We start from the raw sequence: 12634 nt of genomic DNA, 5'->3' as shown, positions 1-12634 counted from the left end.
AAGAAACAGTGAGTTTTTAATTACATTAGGGAGAAGCCATGCTTATACTGACTCGCCGAGTAGGGGAAACTTTAATGATTGGTGACGAAGTGACGGTTACTGTCCTTGGAGTCAAAGGGAACCAGGTTCGCATAGGTGTCAATGCACCGAAAGACGTCTCTGTACACAGAGAAGAAATTTACGAAAGAATAAAAAAAGAACAAGCAGAGTCAGCTGGTTCTGAGTAAAACAGTTTCAGGAGGGATGGCCGAGAGGCTGAAGGCGCTCCCCTGCTAAGGGAGTATGGGCTTTAACTCCCATCGAGGGTTCGAATCCCTCTCTCTCCGCCAAAATTTAAAATTTTTTTAAAAATTTCTTGACATCAAAATTAACTTACAAGATAATAACTAGCTCAACACAACGCGCCCGTAGCTCAGCTGGATAGAGTAATCGGCTACGAACCGATCGGTCGGGAGTTCGAATCTCTCCGGGCGCGCCACTCATAAAAGTTTAATCCCCTGTAGCTCAGTCGGTAGAGCGGGTGACTGTTAATCACTAGGTCGGCGGTTCGAGCCCGTCCGGGGGAGCCAAGTAAACCAAGGGTCTGTAGCAATACAGACCCTTTTTTTTGCCTTGCGTCCGGTCAACCTCCGGTACGGGTGGCTATTGGTTTGTACCCGCTGTTAGATTGATACCCTTAAAAGTTGCGGATATAGTGACGTTTTAGCCAACATTGGCCAAACTGTTCGGGAGAAATTGCGTGGGAATGGAGTCGTTACTGTTCAGGGCTCGCAGGAACAAGCTTCAAATTATCAAAAGTTAACTTGCTATGCTGACTTAGGCCAGTTAGCATAAACATACATACAGTATCTATCATAGACACTGTGCCTTGCAACAATCCTGACGCTGTGATTCCATGGCTCGTAATCCAAAACTAGAACACATAAAAGCCAAAGTGCGTACGCGTGGCAATGTTCGAGAAGTAGGGATTAGTTATTTGTCTCGACTATACCCAATCGTGTTCCATATGCACGAAGTGCTTAGACTGCACGCTGGCAATGATACATCCATTCAAACAAGCATTCGTCAGTATGTAATTGCACTCGCTGGCCATTTGGAAACTTTTTTTCGGGATATATTCAGATTTTCGCTTGAACAGGATGCGTCATTTTTCGATCGAATCGTTCAGGAGCATCGACTTCGGGTTCCTGAAGAGTCTGTCTTAGCACAAGAAGGCGTTACGCGTTATGACTTTGTTTCTGAGACAATGACGTTGCAAAGTGCAGGATCAATTGCTGCGGCTTTTGATCTGTTTTTCTTACCAGATGGGTTTCAAACCACCATCGAAACTACGCGCTTAGCTTATGCCATTCCTTCGAGAGCGGCTTTGGTTCACGGATTTCCTCTTTCCGCATTTCCAAACTGGTGGCAGGATTTGACGCAACTCTTCGAATTAAGGCATGAACTGACCCATGACGCGAATTCGACAACATATATTGAGCGATCACACATTGCGAGACTGGAATCATTGGCTGTGATTCTACCTCAATATATGACGTTGATGGTCTTTACCAACGGTGACACCGAAGCAATTAACAAAGCGGATGCAATATCACCTATTTTTCTCATTGAGGATTTCTTGGCCACTGATTGGAAAATTATCCTTTAGATTGCTACGACTTTTATCAATGTCAGGTTGCTTTGTTTTTGCTTAGTTAGCATCGCAGACTTTAACGTTAGATTTACAGGATAGCTTATGGTAAGTACGAAATCTGAGAGATATTCAACAGAAGAAATGATGGAGCGAGCTTTTCAAAGACTTGCATGGAACATAAAGCACATGTGGGAAGAAACCGGGCATTCTGATACTCGTTTATTCATGGAGCCTATCATCCCAGACCAATTTGTTATCGTAGGCCAATCGAGCGGTGGAACACATAAGGAACATATCGTACCTCGAGTAATTATCTGCAAACAGTGCCATCGGATGTTTGAACAAGGCGAGTCAGTTGATGTCGTTGCAATATTTATTCGCAAATACTTAAAGATCGTATTGATTTCAAAGGAGGAGCAAGATCTTTTGGATAAAAAAGCCAATCTGAATCTGAGGCAAAGGATGCCGGATGGTTGGACATTCGAGACAGGTTGTGAGTTTGAGCGTCTTAAAGTGGCAGGGATCGAATATAACCTCTATTCTACGAAAGTTTCTAATAATTAATCTAACAACCATTATGTTCTTAGTATTATGTCAACCACTGATGATGACTTTGCTGAAATACTCGCTGACGTTATGGCGTTTGTTACAAATGAAGCGATTATTCTTAATCGCCTCGAAGAGTATTTTTCACCCAAACCTGCGAAGTTCGCAGATTCCGAGGGCTCACTTAAAGCAATCAATCATCGTATTGAGAAAATCGTAGATGATTTGGGGGGCGCACCATCTTTAATCATCCAATTTGATAGCGATCCCATACCGAAATATGATACCTACCCTAATGCAGCATTCAACGAAATGTTCGCATTATTTAATCGCACTCGAAAGTCAGTGACCAGAGCACATATGTTCCTCATTGGTTCAAGTATGTATCGACAAATTCCTAGCATTCCTTCCCATCCAGATACAAAGCGCCAAAGTATTTTAGCAAACAGAGTAGATGCGGCTTTTTGGGAACATGCAGAAACCTGTTACATTCGCTTAGCATCCTACTGGGATCGCGTAGGTCAGCTCATGGATTTCACTTTTTTTGGTATCCGTCAATTTGAACGCGATGGTTTTTCCTCTGTGATGGAAAAAATTCATAATAATTGGGTAGCTATCGATCCCGCGCTGAGAAACATGCCTGCATGGTATGCCTTAAGATGCTACCAAAAGTCTGATAAAGCTGACGGATTGGGGTGGCTACTTCGCCGACGAAATTTTTTAATTCATAGTATGCACCTTCGGCCTATCGAATCGGATGATGAGGCTCCCCTATTTGAGTCGGCCTTCAACCATCTAGATAAAAATCTCAGAGAAAAATTGAAGCCGGATTCAATGGAAGATGAAATGGATAAGATTCACAAACATTTGGCAATTGCTGCATCGCAACTACCAAATATATTGTCTCTCTTAGAATATGCTATCCAAATTGATTTTCGTCCTTTTCCAAGATAGCCTTATTTAGGCCTTGCCTCAGCTTTATGCTGCCTGATATTTTACAAAAAACATATCCATTTAATGGATATGTTTTTTTCTGTCCAACCTTAAAAATCATCCCGCATAATCACCCGACCGTTACGGCGAACCGAACGTGCAGGCTCATAGGCCAACGGCGGCGAACCATGCAGATTACCAGCCGTGACCATGTTGCCCCCAAACGCCTCCAGCACAAATTCATCCATAGGCTGCATAGGCCAAACGTAAGCGTGCGTCCCTACCACGTTGCCTTTTCAGGTAAAGTTTGTTTAATCGCCGTTATTTGTTCGGGGGTCAAAGGCAACAATTCATCAATGCGGCTATTCGGCCACACGGGCAGTTTTTCTAATGGGCGGCGCGGGTTATGGTCACCAGGCCGTCGGGGAGCGGCAATCTTGCCACTAGGGACAGGCAGTCCAGCCTTGCGTCTTCGGGGATGTGTTTGTAGCCTAGGGTTTTGCCTTGCGCGTCTTTGCCGTTGGTGCCGAAGTGGGTGTTTAACGCGCCCCACATTTGTCTTATGGCCATGGCCTGTTTGTCTTTGGGCAGGGCGGCGGCCCGTTCGGTGACCAGGGCTTTGATTTCGTCTTGGGTTGTTGGGGTCAGGCAGCCGGGGAGGGCTTTTTGGGACTTACGGAAGGGTGGGCTTGGAGGGTAGGCAGTGTTGGGTAACTGGCCTGTTACTAATGCGTCATAGGCTCGGATGACTGCAATATGGAATTTTGCGCTTATCCACATGGCGTAGACGTAAACCAGTTCTTTTACGACGAATGTTCCATGTCCTTGTTTTGTAAGAATAGACGGAATTCCGTCTATTTCAAGTTCTTTTTGTAAATCAACTGTTTGTTGTAATTTAAGCCAATATGTTGGGCGGTGCTTATCTTCGCCACCAGCGGCTTTATGAAGGTCGTTTAAGCAATATCTGCCATTTTGGTCTTGGCGGATTTGTATGTCGCAGATAGTAAGCGTGGCTGGACGGATTTCGGGCGTGGCTTGGGTGTTCATTGGTAACTCCTTGACTGGTGGTTAAACACACCGACCGGAGCTGTCAATCTCAGGGCGGCATGACGTATCGGGTTGACAGACCGGGTCAAGGAACCGGCGAGCTTCGCAGCTCCCCAATACGCCACGCCATAACTGACGGGCATAAAAAAAGCCGTGCGCCACTGTTGGCACAAAGCTATTGTGCCTTGACTGTTCGAGCTGTCAAACCCGGCTACCCAATGAGGGGTAGCGGGAAAAGTATACGCCAAAAGCGAGCGGGCTGTCAAATGGATTATTTTCTAATTATTTTTTGAAAATGGTAATAGTTCATAGAAAAGCAGTTTTCGAGTTGCTAAACTGAAAGCTTGATTAAGTCGAGACTAATACGGTTCAATATCTGTCGTGCAACGCTATACAATAGTTTGAAAGATTAGTCCAAATCAATGGAGTCTAACCCCATTGATTTTATTTTCTGTGTTTTTTCGCATTTTATAACATTTACTGTTTATTCACCCTTACCTATTTATCCGCTAATAAATGAAACTTCTCAAAGCACATATCACTAATTTCAGATCAATCGAAGATAGTAACGAATTTGAAATCGGTGATCTTACATGCCTAGTCGGAAAAAACGAAGCAGGTAAGACAGCAATTCTTCAAGCCCTGTATGGGTTAAATCCTATGGGTTATTTTGCTTACGATAAAACTCGCGATTATCCGCGCCGCCATCTGAATCGTTTTGACGATAGACATTCTGATGGTAAATCAGAAGTCATTGAAACATTTTGGTTATTATCCGAAGAAAATAAAGAACTAATTATTGAACGTTATGGAATAAATGCGTTAGAGAACGATGAGATTACTATTTCTAAATATATCGGCTGTAACCATCAATATTGGAGTATTCCTTGCGATAGCGAAGCGTGTCTTAAGCACTTAATTCATAAATTTGCGTTAGATGAATTAGAGAAAAAGCAGTTGAAAGATGCTAAAAATGCCGAAGAGGCAGTAATGGCACTATCTTCACTTCCTCAACTCTCTGAAAATCTGCAAAACTTACTTGACGAGTTAAATGGACTAAGCGAAACCGATTTTCACGCGGCAATGATAGATATTCTTAGTCCAATGATGCCTAAGTTTTTCTATACATCCCATTTTTATAGGATGTCTGGTGAAATTTCCATCAACAAAATTTCTGGTGACATTCAGCAGCATAGGGTAACTATTTCAGATCAAATATTTCTTGATTTTTTGGAATATGCCGGCACGTCTATTGAAGACTTAAAAGGGGCGACTAAACGACAAGACCTAAACGCTCGGTGTGAGGAGGCATCAAATGAAATAACTGATGAAATATTTCAGTTTTGGAGCCAAAACGAAGCATTAAAAGTAAACATTGTTATTGGTGAAGGAAGGCCAGACGACCCGCCGCCATTTAATGGGGGGACTGTTGTTGAAATCAGTATTTATAACAACCATCATCGGGTAAGCGTCCCTCTTTCTGAACGTAGTGCTGGATTTATCTGGTTTTTCTCTTTTTTGTCACAGTTCAAACAACTCAAAAAGACCGCTGGTAATGCTATCATCCTATTGGATGAACCAGGTTTAACTCTGCATGGAAAAGCCCAATCTGATTTGTTGCGTTACATTGAAGAAAGGCTGCTTCCTGAGCACCAAGTTATTTTTACAACACATTCACCATTTATGATTCCAGCCGAACGCATGGTGGATGTTCGTATTGTTGAAGATGTCATTAAATATGATAAAAATAAACCTGTTGTACTGGGTACTAAAGTTTCCTCTGATGTCTTATCTGTCGATAAAGATACTCTATTTCCATTACAAGGTGCGCTTGGTTACGAAATCACGCAGTCACTTTTTATTGGCAAAAATACTCTGCTGGTAGAGGGGCCGTCAGACATTCTTTATTTACAAGCCTTTTCGGCAGCTTTAAAAAGTCGTCAACGTGAAGGTTTGGATACTCATTGGGTTATCTGTCCTTCAGGCGGAATAGATAAAATTCTTCCGTTTGCTTCTTTATTTGGCGGTAACGATATAAATATTGCGGTACTTTGCGATTTGGCGACTGGTGATAAGGGAAAAATTGAGAGATTGAGAAACAGCCAAATTCTCAAAGCAAGTCAATTATTCACGGCGGCTGATTTTACAAACAAATCAGAGAGTGATATTGAAGATTTTTTGCACCCTGAATTGTTTGTAAAATTGCTTAATAGTGCTTATGAGCTTTCTGGTGAAAATAGGCTTAGCATTGAAAAGTTGAATGCAGCAGTTCCATCTACAGAGCGTATTGTCAAAAAAGCCGAAGTTATCTTTAATTTGATGCCATCAGATGTACAAAACTTTGACCACTTTCATCCGTCGGATTGGCTGATACGCAACTCAGCGTTCTTGGTTGATAGCGTTGAACTTGATGAAACATTAAACCGCTTCGAACAGGCGTTTAAAGCAATCAACGATGTGTTGAAATGTTGAAATAGTCTCGGCAACAGTCTTTGCACTGAAATCATTGCCATGGAAAAAATTCCGTGATGAAAAGAATATTTCATTATGGAATGAGAAAAATATGAAATACCAACGCATGGAAATAATGAAGGCTAATGGAATCACAGAACGCTAATTATTCCGACACTTTATTATTCAGAAAAAACTACAAATCTGAACATCTATGAACATAAGCACAGATCAATCACCATTATTTAATCGCGCACAATTATGGGAAGAGTTGAACGCGCAATCAAAAACTATTGCAACGCGTGTGCAAGCTATTTCTGAGCCAATCCTGCGGGCAAAGCCAGATTCAGAACTCGTCGAGGAGTTGGTAGAGGAACTGAAGATGATACCTTTAGAACTAGATGAAGGTAATAAGCAGATGACTAAAGAGGAAATTGACATTGACGTAACTGATAACCCATACAGAAATATATTCAGAACCCGGGAGAAAATTTTAATTCCAGGGATAAAAGTTGTTATTTCTGTACCGTTTACGGGTAACCCGCAATTATGGCATCTACAGCCAAACACTTTTACTTTCTCGCCTCCGCGTGGACAGATAGATAGTTTGTCAGGTCTGTTATATATAGCATTTAAACAACCAGCGGATGAACCAATAGAGCAAATTAAAGCTGCGTTGGAGTCTAGGCTTGCTGAAATAAGATCGTATATTTCACATCAGAAAAAAGATCTAGCCGGAAATATCCCTAAATTGCGCCGAGAAATTTCCGAAGAAATTACAGGCCGTCGCTCTCGACTCACGAAGCATGATAGCATTTCTGACTTGCTCGGCATCCCTGAAGTCAAAACGGCCATAAATATTGAAGTCGTAAATCAACCTTTCAAACAGGAGACCGCAGCGAATATCCCGACTAAAAGCAACCATCAAGCACCAGCAGAATCTTGGGATGTATTTGTTTCCCACGCTTCGGAAGATAAGGAAGCTTTTGTCCGACCATTAGCTGATGCTTTAAATGCTGTGGGATTGAGTGTTTGGTTTGACGAATTTACATTAACGCTAGGCGACAGTTTAAGGCGATCAATTGACAAAGGGCTTGCAAGATCAAGATACGGAATTGTTGTCGTTAGCAAGGCTTTTCTAGAGAAAGAATGGCCTCAGCGAGAACTTGACGGTTTGGTCGCTCGTGAAGAAGATGGGCTAAAAGTCTTATTGCCTATCTGGCACGAAATAACTGCTGCTGAAATTCGTCAAAAATCACCGACCCTTGCGGATCGTTTGGCTGTTTCATCATCAAAAGGTATTTCAAAAGTAGTTGATGAGCTGCTAAAAGTAGTTCGTCCAATATAACTCTCTAAGGCGATTTTTCACTATGCTTCGCATGAATGACCATATAAACCCCGCCCCGCCATAAACTATTACCCCTTTTGTAAAATAATCAGCAACCTTTCAAAACAGGCGGTTATCTGGGTTTTTATCCGCGTCATGAATGCTTTAGTAAATTATTTATCGATAATATTATCTATAAAGTTTATTTTCATCTATAATAAGGCAGGTATTATTGATAAATCATTCATAAAATATCCCAAGGAACCCCATGCTTGACTTAAATAACCCCCAAGATTTCGAGAAAGTATCAAACGACTTTGACGCGCTGGCTTTGTTGTTTGACGCGTTCGCCAAGAACGTCAGCCAACAGGCGAAAGAAGCCGCCATCACCGTCACGCTCCAGAGCCGCCCGGACACCGGGCATTGCCCAGGTTTCAGCACGCTGTTTGCCGGGTATGACCTGCATTTTGTTTTTGCCCCGCGTTTGTATGCGGGTGTTTCGGTCAGCGGTAAGGCGTGTTTGAAGGGCAGGGTTAAGTGTTATTTGGAACGGGAGTACCCGAAGGGTGAGCGGGTGTTTTTGAACGCGTTTACGTTTGACGTTAAGGGGGTGACGGATAGGGAGGCCTTCGGCAGGTCTGGGTATCTTCAGGTGGATGAGGTGGCCGACGCGCGGTTTTTGCTTAATCCGGCTTTGGCGTTATCGCTTTGCCAATATTAGGTTTTTTGGGGGCTGGCATAAAAGGGTTTGTGGCTTTCTGTCGCCTGACTGCCGATCAGCGTGCCGTAATTCATGGAGTTTCAGGTGTTCGCCAGCCTATCATAGCCCTGGTGGTAGCTGAGCGCACCGTCCAGTATCGCCGACAAGCCTGTCGCTGTTGCGAAACTTTGGTTGCAGACCTGGTGGTCTGTGTGGATTTCCGCTTTTTTTTCCATCCCTAGATGATAGGCTTTTTAGGGCGGGGGAAGTGTAGGGCATCCGTTATTTTTGCACCCTAATTAAAGGTTAATTTATGAAAAAAAATGTATTAAACATTTGTTACGCTTCGTTTTTGTCTCTTCTTTTCACTTCAGCTCCAGCATCAGCTGATCTGTTATTATCTGCTGTTGGTTTTGGCGGTAATTCCCAAGCATCCGTTGTGTGTTATTTGTTTAATGCAGGCACTTCATTCGTCCAAATAACATCAAAGAGGATATATTCGGTAGCATCAACGGGCAGCGCATCAAGTGCATTGTCATTAACGTTAAACGGCACTTGCGGGACTTTCTTAAGTCCAAATCAGATATGTTCGTTTTCCGCAAACGTCACTTCAGCTGATGTTAATGCCTGTAAGGCTGTATTCTGGTCATCTATACCATCACGCTATGAAAGTATTCGTGGTGAAATGGAAATAAGGGATATAAATGGCAATATTTTGAGGGCTCAGCCACTCAAATAAAAAGGGTAGTCTTGCACGAATGGCTGCTGATTGCTTGGCTGATGTTACGCTGCCCTTAGTTTTTGCAACTGTGTATGTGGGGCTTGCGCACCACCTCAAAGGAGGCCTGGATGTTATGGTGCGGCAAACGCCCTTTTGGGTTATCCTACGCATTATTTCAACAGACGGGGCTAAGGTATGGGTTCGGGCGAAAAATTGTTGATTGATGACAAAAGCCGTTATAACAAAGGCCAATCTGTATTGCGTGATGATTCGGTCATAGAATTGCGTGGCGCCGACAATACGGTGGATATTGGCGACAACGTCAAGGGCAGGCTTTCCGTCAGTGTGATAGGCAATAACAACAAGATCATTATTGCCGATAATGTTTTTATGATCAGTTGTTTGCAGATCGCCATCAGGCTGAACGGCAGTACGATAACCATCGGCCCTGACTGTACGTTTCAAGGTTTGGTCAGATTGTCTAGCCATGAAGCCAGTTCTATTACGATAGGTGCCGATTGTATGTTTTCTTCTGACATCACGGCTTCAACTAGCGATGTGCACGCTATTTTTGATGCCGATAATGTGCGCATTAATCCGGCGCAGCCTATTGTCATCGGCGATCATGTCTGGGTTGGCAATGGTGTAAAGTTGCTGAAAGGCGCCACTGTCGGTAGCGGTTCGGTTATCGGCATGTCGTCTTTGGTGACTCGTGGCCAGTATCCTGAAAATTGTATTATTGCCGGCACTCCCGCACGGGTTGTGCGCAAGGATATTCATTGGACTAGGCATCTTCCGTAAACTGGACATAAATCATTTAACATGTTTATTTCTGGATTTTGCAAGACACGATGGTTTTGTTTTTCCGTTTCGTGCATATGGTAAATTTATGGTAAAACACATATAAAAATATATGGATTAATGGGCATTGCAACGTAAAGCCGATTTTAATTTTTTTAATAAAAACAGTTACTTATAATTGAAGTTTCGGACTCTTAATCCATAGGTCTAGGGTTCGAGTCCCTGACGCCCCACCATATAATTCAAAGTGTTACGCGCGTCCAGTCTTTTAAAAATCCGTGCTATTAGCAACTGCACGGTTTTTTGCCATTTTTAGCCCTTTGTTGGGGTGACTTCTTTTTTCTCTATGTTATAGATATTCATCATTCCGGGTGATCTATGGCCGCTTGCGTCCATTTTTTCGGCTAGCGTTCCATCGGTGTCTGTTATGCCTTTGCGCTTTACCGATACCACCGTCCAAGCGATCCACGCATGGCTGGATACTGACGACCTTGACTCTGACGAAAACTTGGCGCAGCGGCTGTTCGCGCTGTTTGTGGGCATCTTCGACATTAATAAAAATGGTGTGTGTTAACGTTGCCAGCGGCGTACGCTTTCGCGTTTGCGTTTTTTATGTTTCATGGGGTTGGCCTTTTAAAAAATCCCACGCTCTAGGGCGTGGGTAGGTCAGGAGGAGGCGGCTAAGTGACTTTGTTGATGAATTCGCATTAATAATACGAAAACGCATAGAAAAAGACAAGCGAATTGGTATAGCTTTTTATCAGGCACAAAAAAACCGGATATAATCCGGTTTCATGGGCAGTAAGGCCTGTGTTAGTGAGCTATGGTTTTAATTTTTGAGGCAATGATGTACGCACATGCCTTTGCTTCTGCCGCTTCCTTATTTTTTTTGTGGGGACGTTTAATGATTGATTAGGATGGGCTATTTCGCTTCGATACGGATAATATGGTTATTGTTATCAACAGTTACTGTGCCAAGTTGATCGTAGGTATAAATTTGTACCATACTTGGATTGAAGTCCCCAATCCATTCGATAATATTCCATAAGGGCGTGAAAAGGATAATGGTTTCTTCGGTCATGCGGTTTTCTGTGGAACTGTGATCCGGCTCACCAAGGGCTTTTACCATATCGCCGTATGTTTGCCCCAATTTAATTTGATTCAATTTATTGTCAGTTGAGCCGGGTTTATAAATATGAGAGACGCATCCTATAAGTAGATATTGGGTCAAGATGGCCAATATGGCAAGCCGTAGGGTTCCTTTCATGGTTCAACGGGTTCTAGTAGATTGCATTCGCTGATTTCTTTTTTTCCAATTTCACTCGATACTTCCGAAAATTTTAAATGGCCGACTAAAAATCCCATTCCAATTGTCGTTTTTAGATATTTTTCTTTGCCTAATTCTACGGTTACATCCGCTTCATTTGTGGCCTCTGTGCTAACTTCAAAATGTACAGGGCCAGGATTTGCAATGTATGGAAAATATCCGCCATTCTTAATTTTAGTAATGGGTGTGCTGTTTGCTGTGACAGTGCCATAAGTGCCGCCGCCAACAAAACTAGGGGCTCGGTAAATATATACCACTCCTTTATTGGCCGGAATGGGGTCAAGCGGCTTGAATGCAGGGCCAGATACTGAGCATCCGGTTGTTGCTGTTAGTGCTAGAATGATCAGTGCTAATAACTGGCTGGGTTTTTTATGTTTTTCGTTTGTCATAAATATGCGGTTATTTTTCATTAGTTAGTGATTTATGGCCTAAATTAGCACCGAATACCAAAACACACGCCCAATAACATGCGTAAGGCCATCGCTTTCGTTATAGAATTCGTCTGTATAGTCGGGGTTATAGCTGTTTATTCGGATAATGCCTGCTGGCAACTTGTAAAGGCGTTTTATTCGCACCATGCCGCTGTGGCAGATGGCGTAAATATCGCCGTCTTTTATGTTTTGTGTGCCAGTATCTATGCCGACTGTGCAACCGTCCCGTATGACTGGCCCCATGCTGTTGCCGCTCACTTTGACACAAACCGCATTTTGAATTGATACGCCTTTGTCTTTTAAGGTGGACTTAGAAAATCTCAGTTTTCGGCCATGGCTTTCCTCGATTTGAAGTTTTCCTTGGTCAGCAACAAGCTCTGTTTCTCGGAAAAGTGGCAACTCCACTTCGTCATTTAGCAAAGGTAGGGCGTTGTCCAATTCCTCAAATCCGCCAATAAATTCGGCGTTTGAAAGGATCTTTGGGGAGTCTGTTAGCCCTCTCAATTCGCCTTCTGTTAACCCAAGGCCGTTGGCTATTTTTTTTATTGTAGAGCTTCTTGGTTCAGAGTGTGCGCCACTTAAATATCTTTGTATTGTTGGTTGCGGCACTCCAGATTCAGCGGCCAGCCTAGTGACTGTCCATCCCTTTTTCAGAAGCTCTCTATTGATATTGTCTTTTAAATTACTCATTCCTTAATCATACGCTAACGGATATTT

General features: G+C 42.9%; 16 protein-coding genes and 3 tRNA genes. 13 read left to right on the top strand and 6 right to left on the bottom strand.

From position 1 onward, the window contains the following. The first annotated feature begins 38 nt into the window (after positions 1-38). The 7 genes from csrA to CEK71_RS09110 all read left to right on the top strand — a co-directional run bounded on the left by csrA (position 39) and on the right by CEK71_RS09110 (position 3133). Positions 39-227: a carbon storage regulator CsrA gene (gene csrA, locus CEK71_RS09140; protein ID WP_088619106.1), complete on the top strand. Its 189-nt coding sequence runs from the start codon at positions 39-41 to the stop codon at positions 225-227. A gap of 10 nt (positions 228-237) precedes the next feature. Then, positions 238-329, top strand: a tRNA-Ser gene (locus CEK71_RS09135). Positions 330-401: 72 nt separating this feature from the next. Continuing rightward, positions 402-478, top strand: a tRNA-Arg gene (locus tag CEK71_RS09130). Positions 479-493: 15 nt separating this feature from the next. Next, a tRNA-Asn gene (locus CEK71_RS09125) sits at positions 494-569 on the top strand. A gap of 326 nt (positions 570-895) precedes the next feature. Next, positions 896-1648 (top strand): hypothetical protein, encoded by a 753-nt coding sequence (locus CEK71_RS09120; protein ID WP_088619105.1) that lies wholly within the window; start codon positions 896-898, stop codon positions 1646-1648. Positions 1649-1735: 87 nt separating this feature from the next. Next, positions 1736-2197: a hypothetical protein gene (locus tag CEK71_RS09115; protein WP_088619104.1), complete on the top strand. Its 462-nt coding sequence runs from the start codon at positions 1736-1738 to the stop codon at positions 2195-2197. Positions 2198-2224: 27 nt separating this feature from the next. Next, complete coding sequence (locus tag CEK71_RS09110) at positions 2225-3133, top strand: hypothetical protein (protein ID WP_088619103.1); 909 nt, start codon at positions 2225-2227, stop codon at positions 3131-3133. 89 nt (positions 3134-3222) lie between these two features. On the opposite strand, the gene CEK71_RS22515 is transcribed toward CEK71_RS09110, so the two are convergent. Then, positions 3223-3369: a hypothetical protein gene (locus CEK71_RS22515; RefSeq protein WP_198328523.1), complete on the bottom strand. Its 147-nt coding sequence runs from the start codon at positions 3367-3369 to the stop codon at positions 3223-3225. Positions 3370-3499: 130 nt separating this feature from the next. Beyond that, a complete protein-coding gene (locus tag CEK71_RS09105) occupies positions 3500-4159 on the bottom strand; it encodes a KilA-N domain-containing protein (protein ID WP_088619102.1) in 660 nt (219 codons plus the stop codon). 516 nt (positions 4160-4675) lie between these two features. Between CEK71_RS09105 and CEK71_RS09100 the strand changes: the two genes are divergently transcribed. The 3 genes from CEK71_RS09100 to CEK71_RS09090 all read left to right on the top strand — a co-directional run bounded on the left by CEK71_RS09100 (position 4676) and on the right by CEK71_RS09090 (position 8658). Then, complete coding sequence (locus tag CEK71_RS09100; RefSeq protein WP_088619101.1) at positions 4676-6631, top strand: AAA family ATPase; 1956 nt, start codon at positions 4676-4678, stop codon at positions 6629-6631. Positions 6632-6824: 193 nt separating this feature from the next. Continuing rightward, positions 6825-7958 (top strand): toll/interleukin-1 receptor domain-containing protein, encoded by a 1134-nt coding sequence (locus CEK71_RS09095; protein WP_088619100.1) that lies wholly within the window; start codon positions 6825-6827, stop codon positions 7956-7958. Positions 7959-8205: 247 nt separating this feature from the next. Then, a complete protein-coding gene (locus tag CEK71_RS09090) occupies positions 8206-8658 on the top strand; it encodes a hypothetical protein (RefSeq protein WP_088619099.1) in 453 nt (150 codons plus the stop codon). 80 nt (positions 8659-8738) lie between these two features. On the opposite strand, the gene CEK71_RS23910 is transcribed toward CEK71_RS09090, so the two are convergent. After that, positions 8739-8873, bottom strand: coding sequence for a hypothetical protein (locus tag CEK71_RS23910; RefSeq protein ID WP_269766613.1), 135 nt, complete (start codon positions 8871-8873; stop codon positions 8739-8741). A 77-nt stretch (positions 8874-8950) separates the two neighbouring features. Between CEK71_RS23910 and CEK71_RS22510 the strand changes: the two genes are divergently transcribed. The 3 genes from CEK71_RS22510 to CEK71_RS22505 all read left to right on the top strand — a co-directional run bounded on the left by CEK71_RS22510 (position 8951) and on the right by CEK71_RS22505 (position 10733). After that, complete coding sequence (locus CEK71_RS22510) at positions 8951-9376, top strand: hypothetical protein (RefSeq protein ID WP_157679101.1); 426 nt, start codon at positions 8951-8953, stop codon at positions 9374-9376. A 177-nt stretch (positions 9377-9553) separates the two neighbouring features. Then, complete coding sequence (locus CEK71_RS09085; protein WP_088619098.1) at positions 9554-10159, top strand: acyltransferase; 606 nt, start codon at positions 9554-9556, stop codon at positions 10157-10159. Positions 10160-10586: 427 nt separating this feature from the next. Next, the gene (locus CEK71_RS22505; RefSeq protein WP_157679098.1) at positions 10587-10733 is read left to right on the top strand and encodes a hypothetical protein; all 147 of its coding nucleotides are present in this window, start codon (positions 10587-10589) and stop codon (positions 10731-10733) included. Between the two features lie 348 nt (positions 10734-11081). Here the strand turns inward: CEK71_RS22505 and CEK71_RS09080 are convergent, their stop codons facing one another. Genes CEK71_RS09080 through CEK71_RS09070 form a run of 3 tightly spaced genes read right to left on the bottom strand, consistent with a single transcriptional unit; the run spans position 11082 to position 12607 of the window. Then, positions 11082-11426 carry a hypothetical protein gene (locus tag CEK71_RS09080; RefSeq protein WP_088619097.1) on the bottom strand — a complete coding sequence of 115 codons (345 nt, stop codon included), beginning with the start codon at positions 11424-11426 and terminating at the stop codon, positions 11082-11084. Next, positions 11423-11896, bottom strand: coding sequence for a DUF2846 domain-containing protein (locus CEK71_RS09075; protein WP_088619096.1), 474 nt, complete (start codon positions 11894-11896; stop codon positions 11423-11425). Before CEK71_RS09075 ends, CEK71_RS09080 begins: the two co-directional genes overlap by 4 nt. Before the next feature lie 18 nt (positions 11897-11914). After that, on the bottom strand, positions 11915-12607 hold the full coding sequence (locus CEK71_RS09070; protein WP_088619095.1) for an XRE family transcriptional regulator: 693 nt from the start codon (positions 12605-12607) through the stop codon (positions 11915-11917). Positions 12608-12634 lie beyond the last annotated feature (27 nt).

Source organism: Methylovulum psychrotolerans, from assembly GCF_002209385.1.
Classification (GTDB): domain Bacteria; phylum Pseudomonadota; class Gammaproteobacteria; order Methylococcales; family Methylomonadaceae; genus Methylovulum; species Methylovulum psychrotolerans.
Note: the sequence above shows the minus strand (reverse complement) of the source record. Positions and strands in the feature narration are given on the sequence as shown.

Coding starts and splice junctions, on each gene's coding strand:
- csrA (WP_088619106.1), top strand. CDS start 39: ATGCTTATACTGACTCGCCGAGTAGGGGAAACTTTAATGATTGGTGAC.
- CEK71_RS09115 (WP_088619104.1), top strand. CDS start 1,736: ATGGTAAGTACGAAATCTGAGAGATATTCAACAGAAGAAATGATGGAG.
- CEK71_RS22510 (WP_157679101.1), top strand. CDS start 8,951: ATGAAAAAAAATGTATTAAACATTTGTTACGCTTCGTTTTTGTCTCTT.
- CEK71_RS09100 (WP_088619101.1), top strand. CDS start 4,676: ATGAAACTTCTCAAAGCACATATCACTAATTTCAGATCAATCGAAGAT.
- CEK71_RS09110 (WP_088619103.1), top strand. CDS start 2,225: ATGTCAACCACTGATGATGACTTTGCTGAAATACTCGCTGACGTTATG.
- CEK71_RS09085 (WP_088619098.1), top strand. CDS start 9,554: ATGGGTTCGGGCGAAAAATTGTTGATTGATGACAAAAGCCGTTATAAC.
- CEK71_RS09070 (WP_088619095.1), bottom strand. CDS start 12,607: ATGAGTAATTTAAAAGACAATATCAATAGAGAGCTTCTGAAAAAGGGA.
- CEK71_RS09080 (WP_088619097.1), bottom strand. CDS start 11,426: ATGAAAGGAACCCTACGGCTTGCCATATTGGCCATCTTGACCCAATAT.
- CEK71_RS09075 (WP_088619096.1), bottom strand. CDS start 11,896: ATGAAAAATAACCGCATATTTATGACAAACGAAAAACATAAAAAACCC.
- CEK71_RS23910 (WP_269766613.1), bottom strand. CDS start 8,873: ATGGAAAAAAAAGCGGAAATCCACACAGACCACCAGGTCTGCAACCAA.
- CEK71_RS22505 (WP_157679098.1), top strand. CDS start 10,587: ATGCCTTTGCGCTTTACCGATACCACCGTCCAAGCGATCCACGCATGG.
- CEK71_RS09120 (WP_088619105.1), top strand. CDS start 896: ATGGCTCGTAATCCAAAACTAGAACACATAAAAGCCAAAGTGCGTACG.
- CEK71_RS09090 (WP_088619099.1), top strand. CDS start 8,206: ATGCTTGACTTAAATAACCCCCAAGATTTCGAGAAAGTATCAAACGAC.
- CEK71_RS09095 (WP_088619100.1), top strand. CDS start 6,825: ATGAACATAAGCACAGATCAATCACCATTATTTAATCGCGCACAATTA.
- CEK71_RS22515 (WP_198328523.1), bottom strand. CDS start 3,369: ATGCAGCCTATGGATGAATTTGTGCTGGAGGCGTTTGGGGGCAACATG.
- CEK71_RS09105 (WP_088619102.1), bottom strand. CDS start 4,159: ATGAACACCCAAGCCACGCCCGAAATCCGTCCAGCCACGCTTACTATC.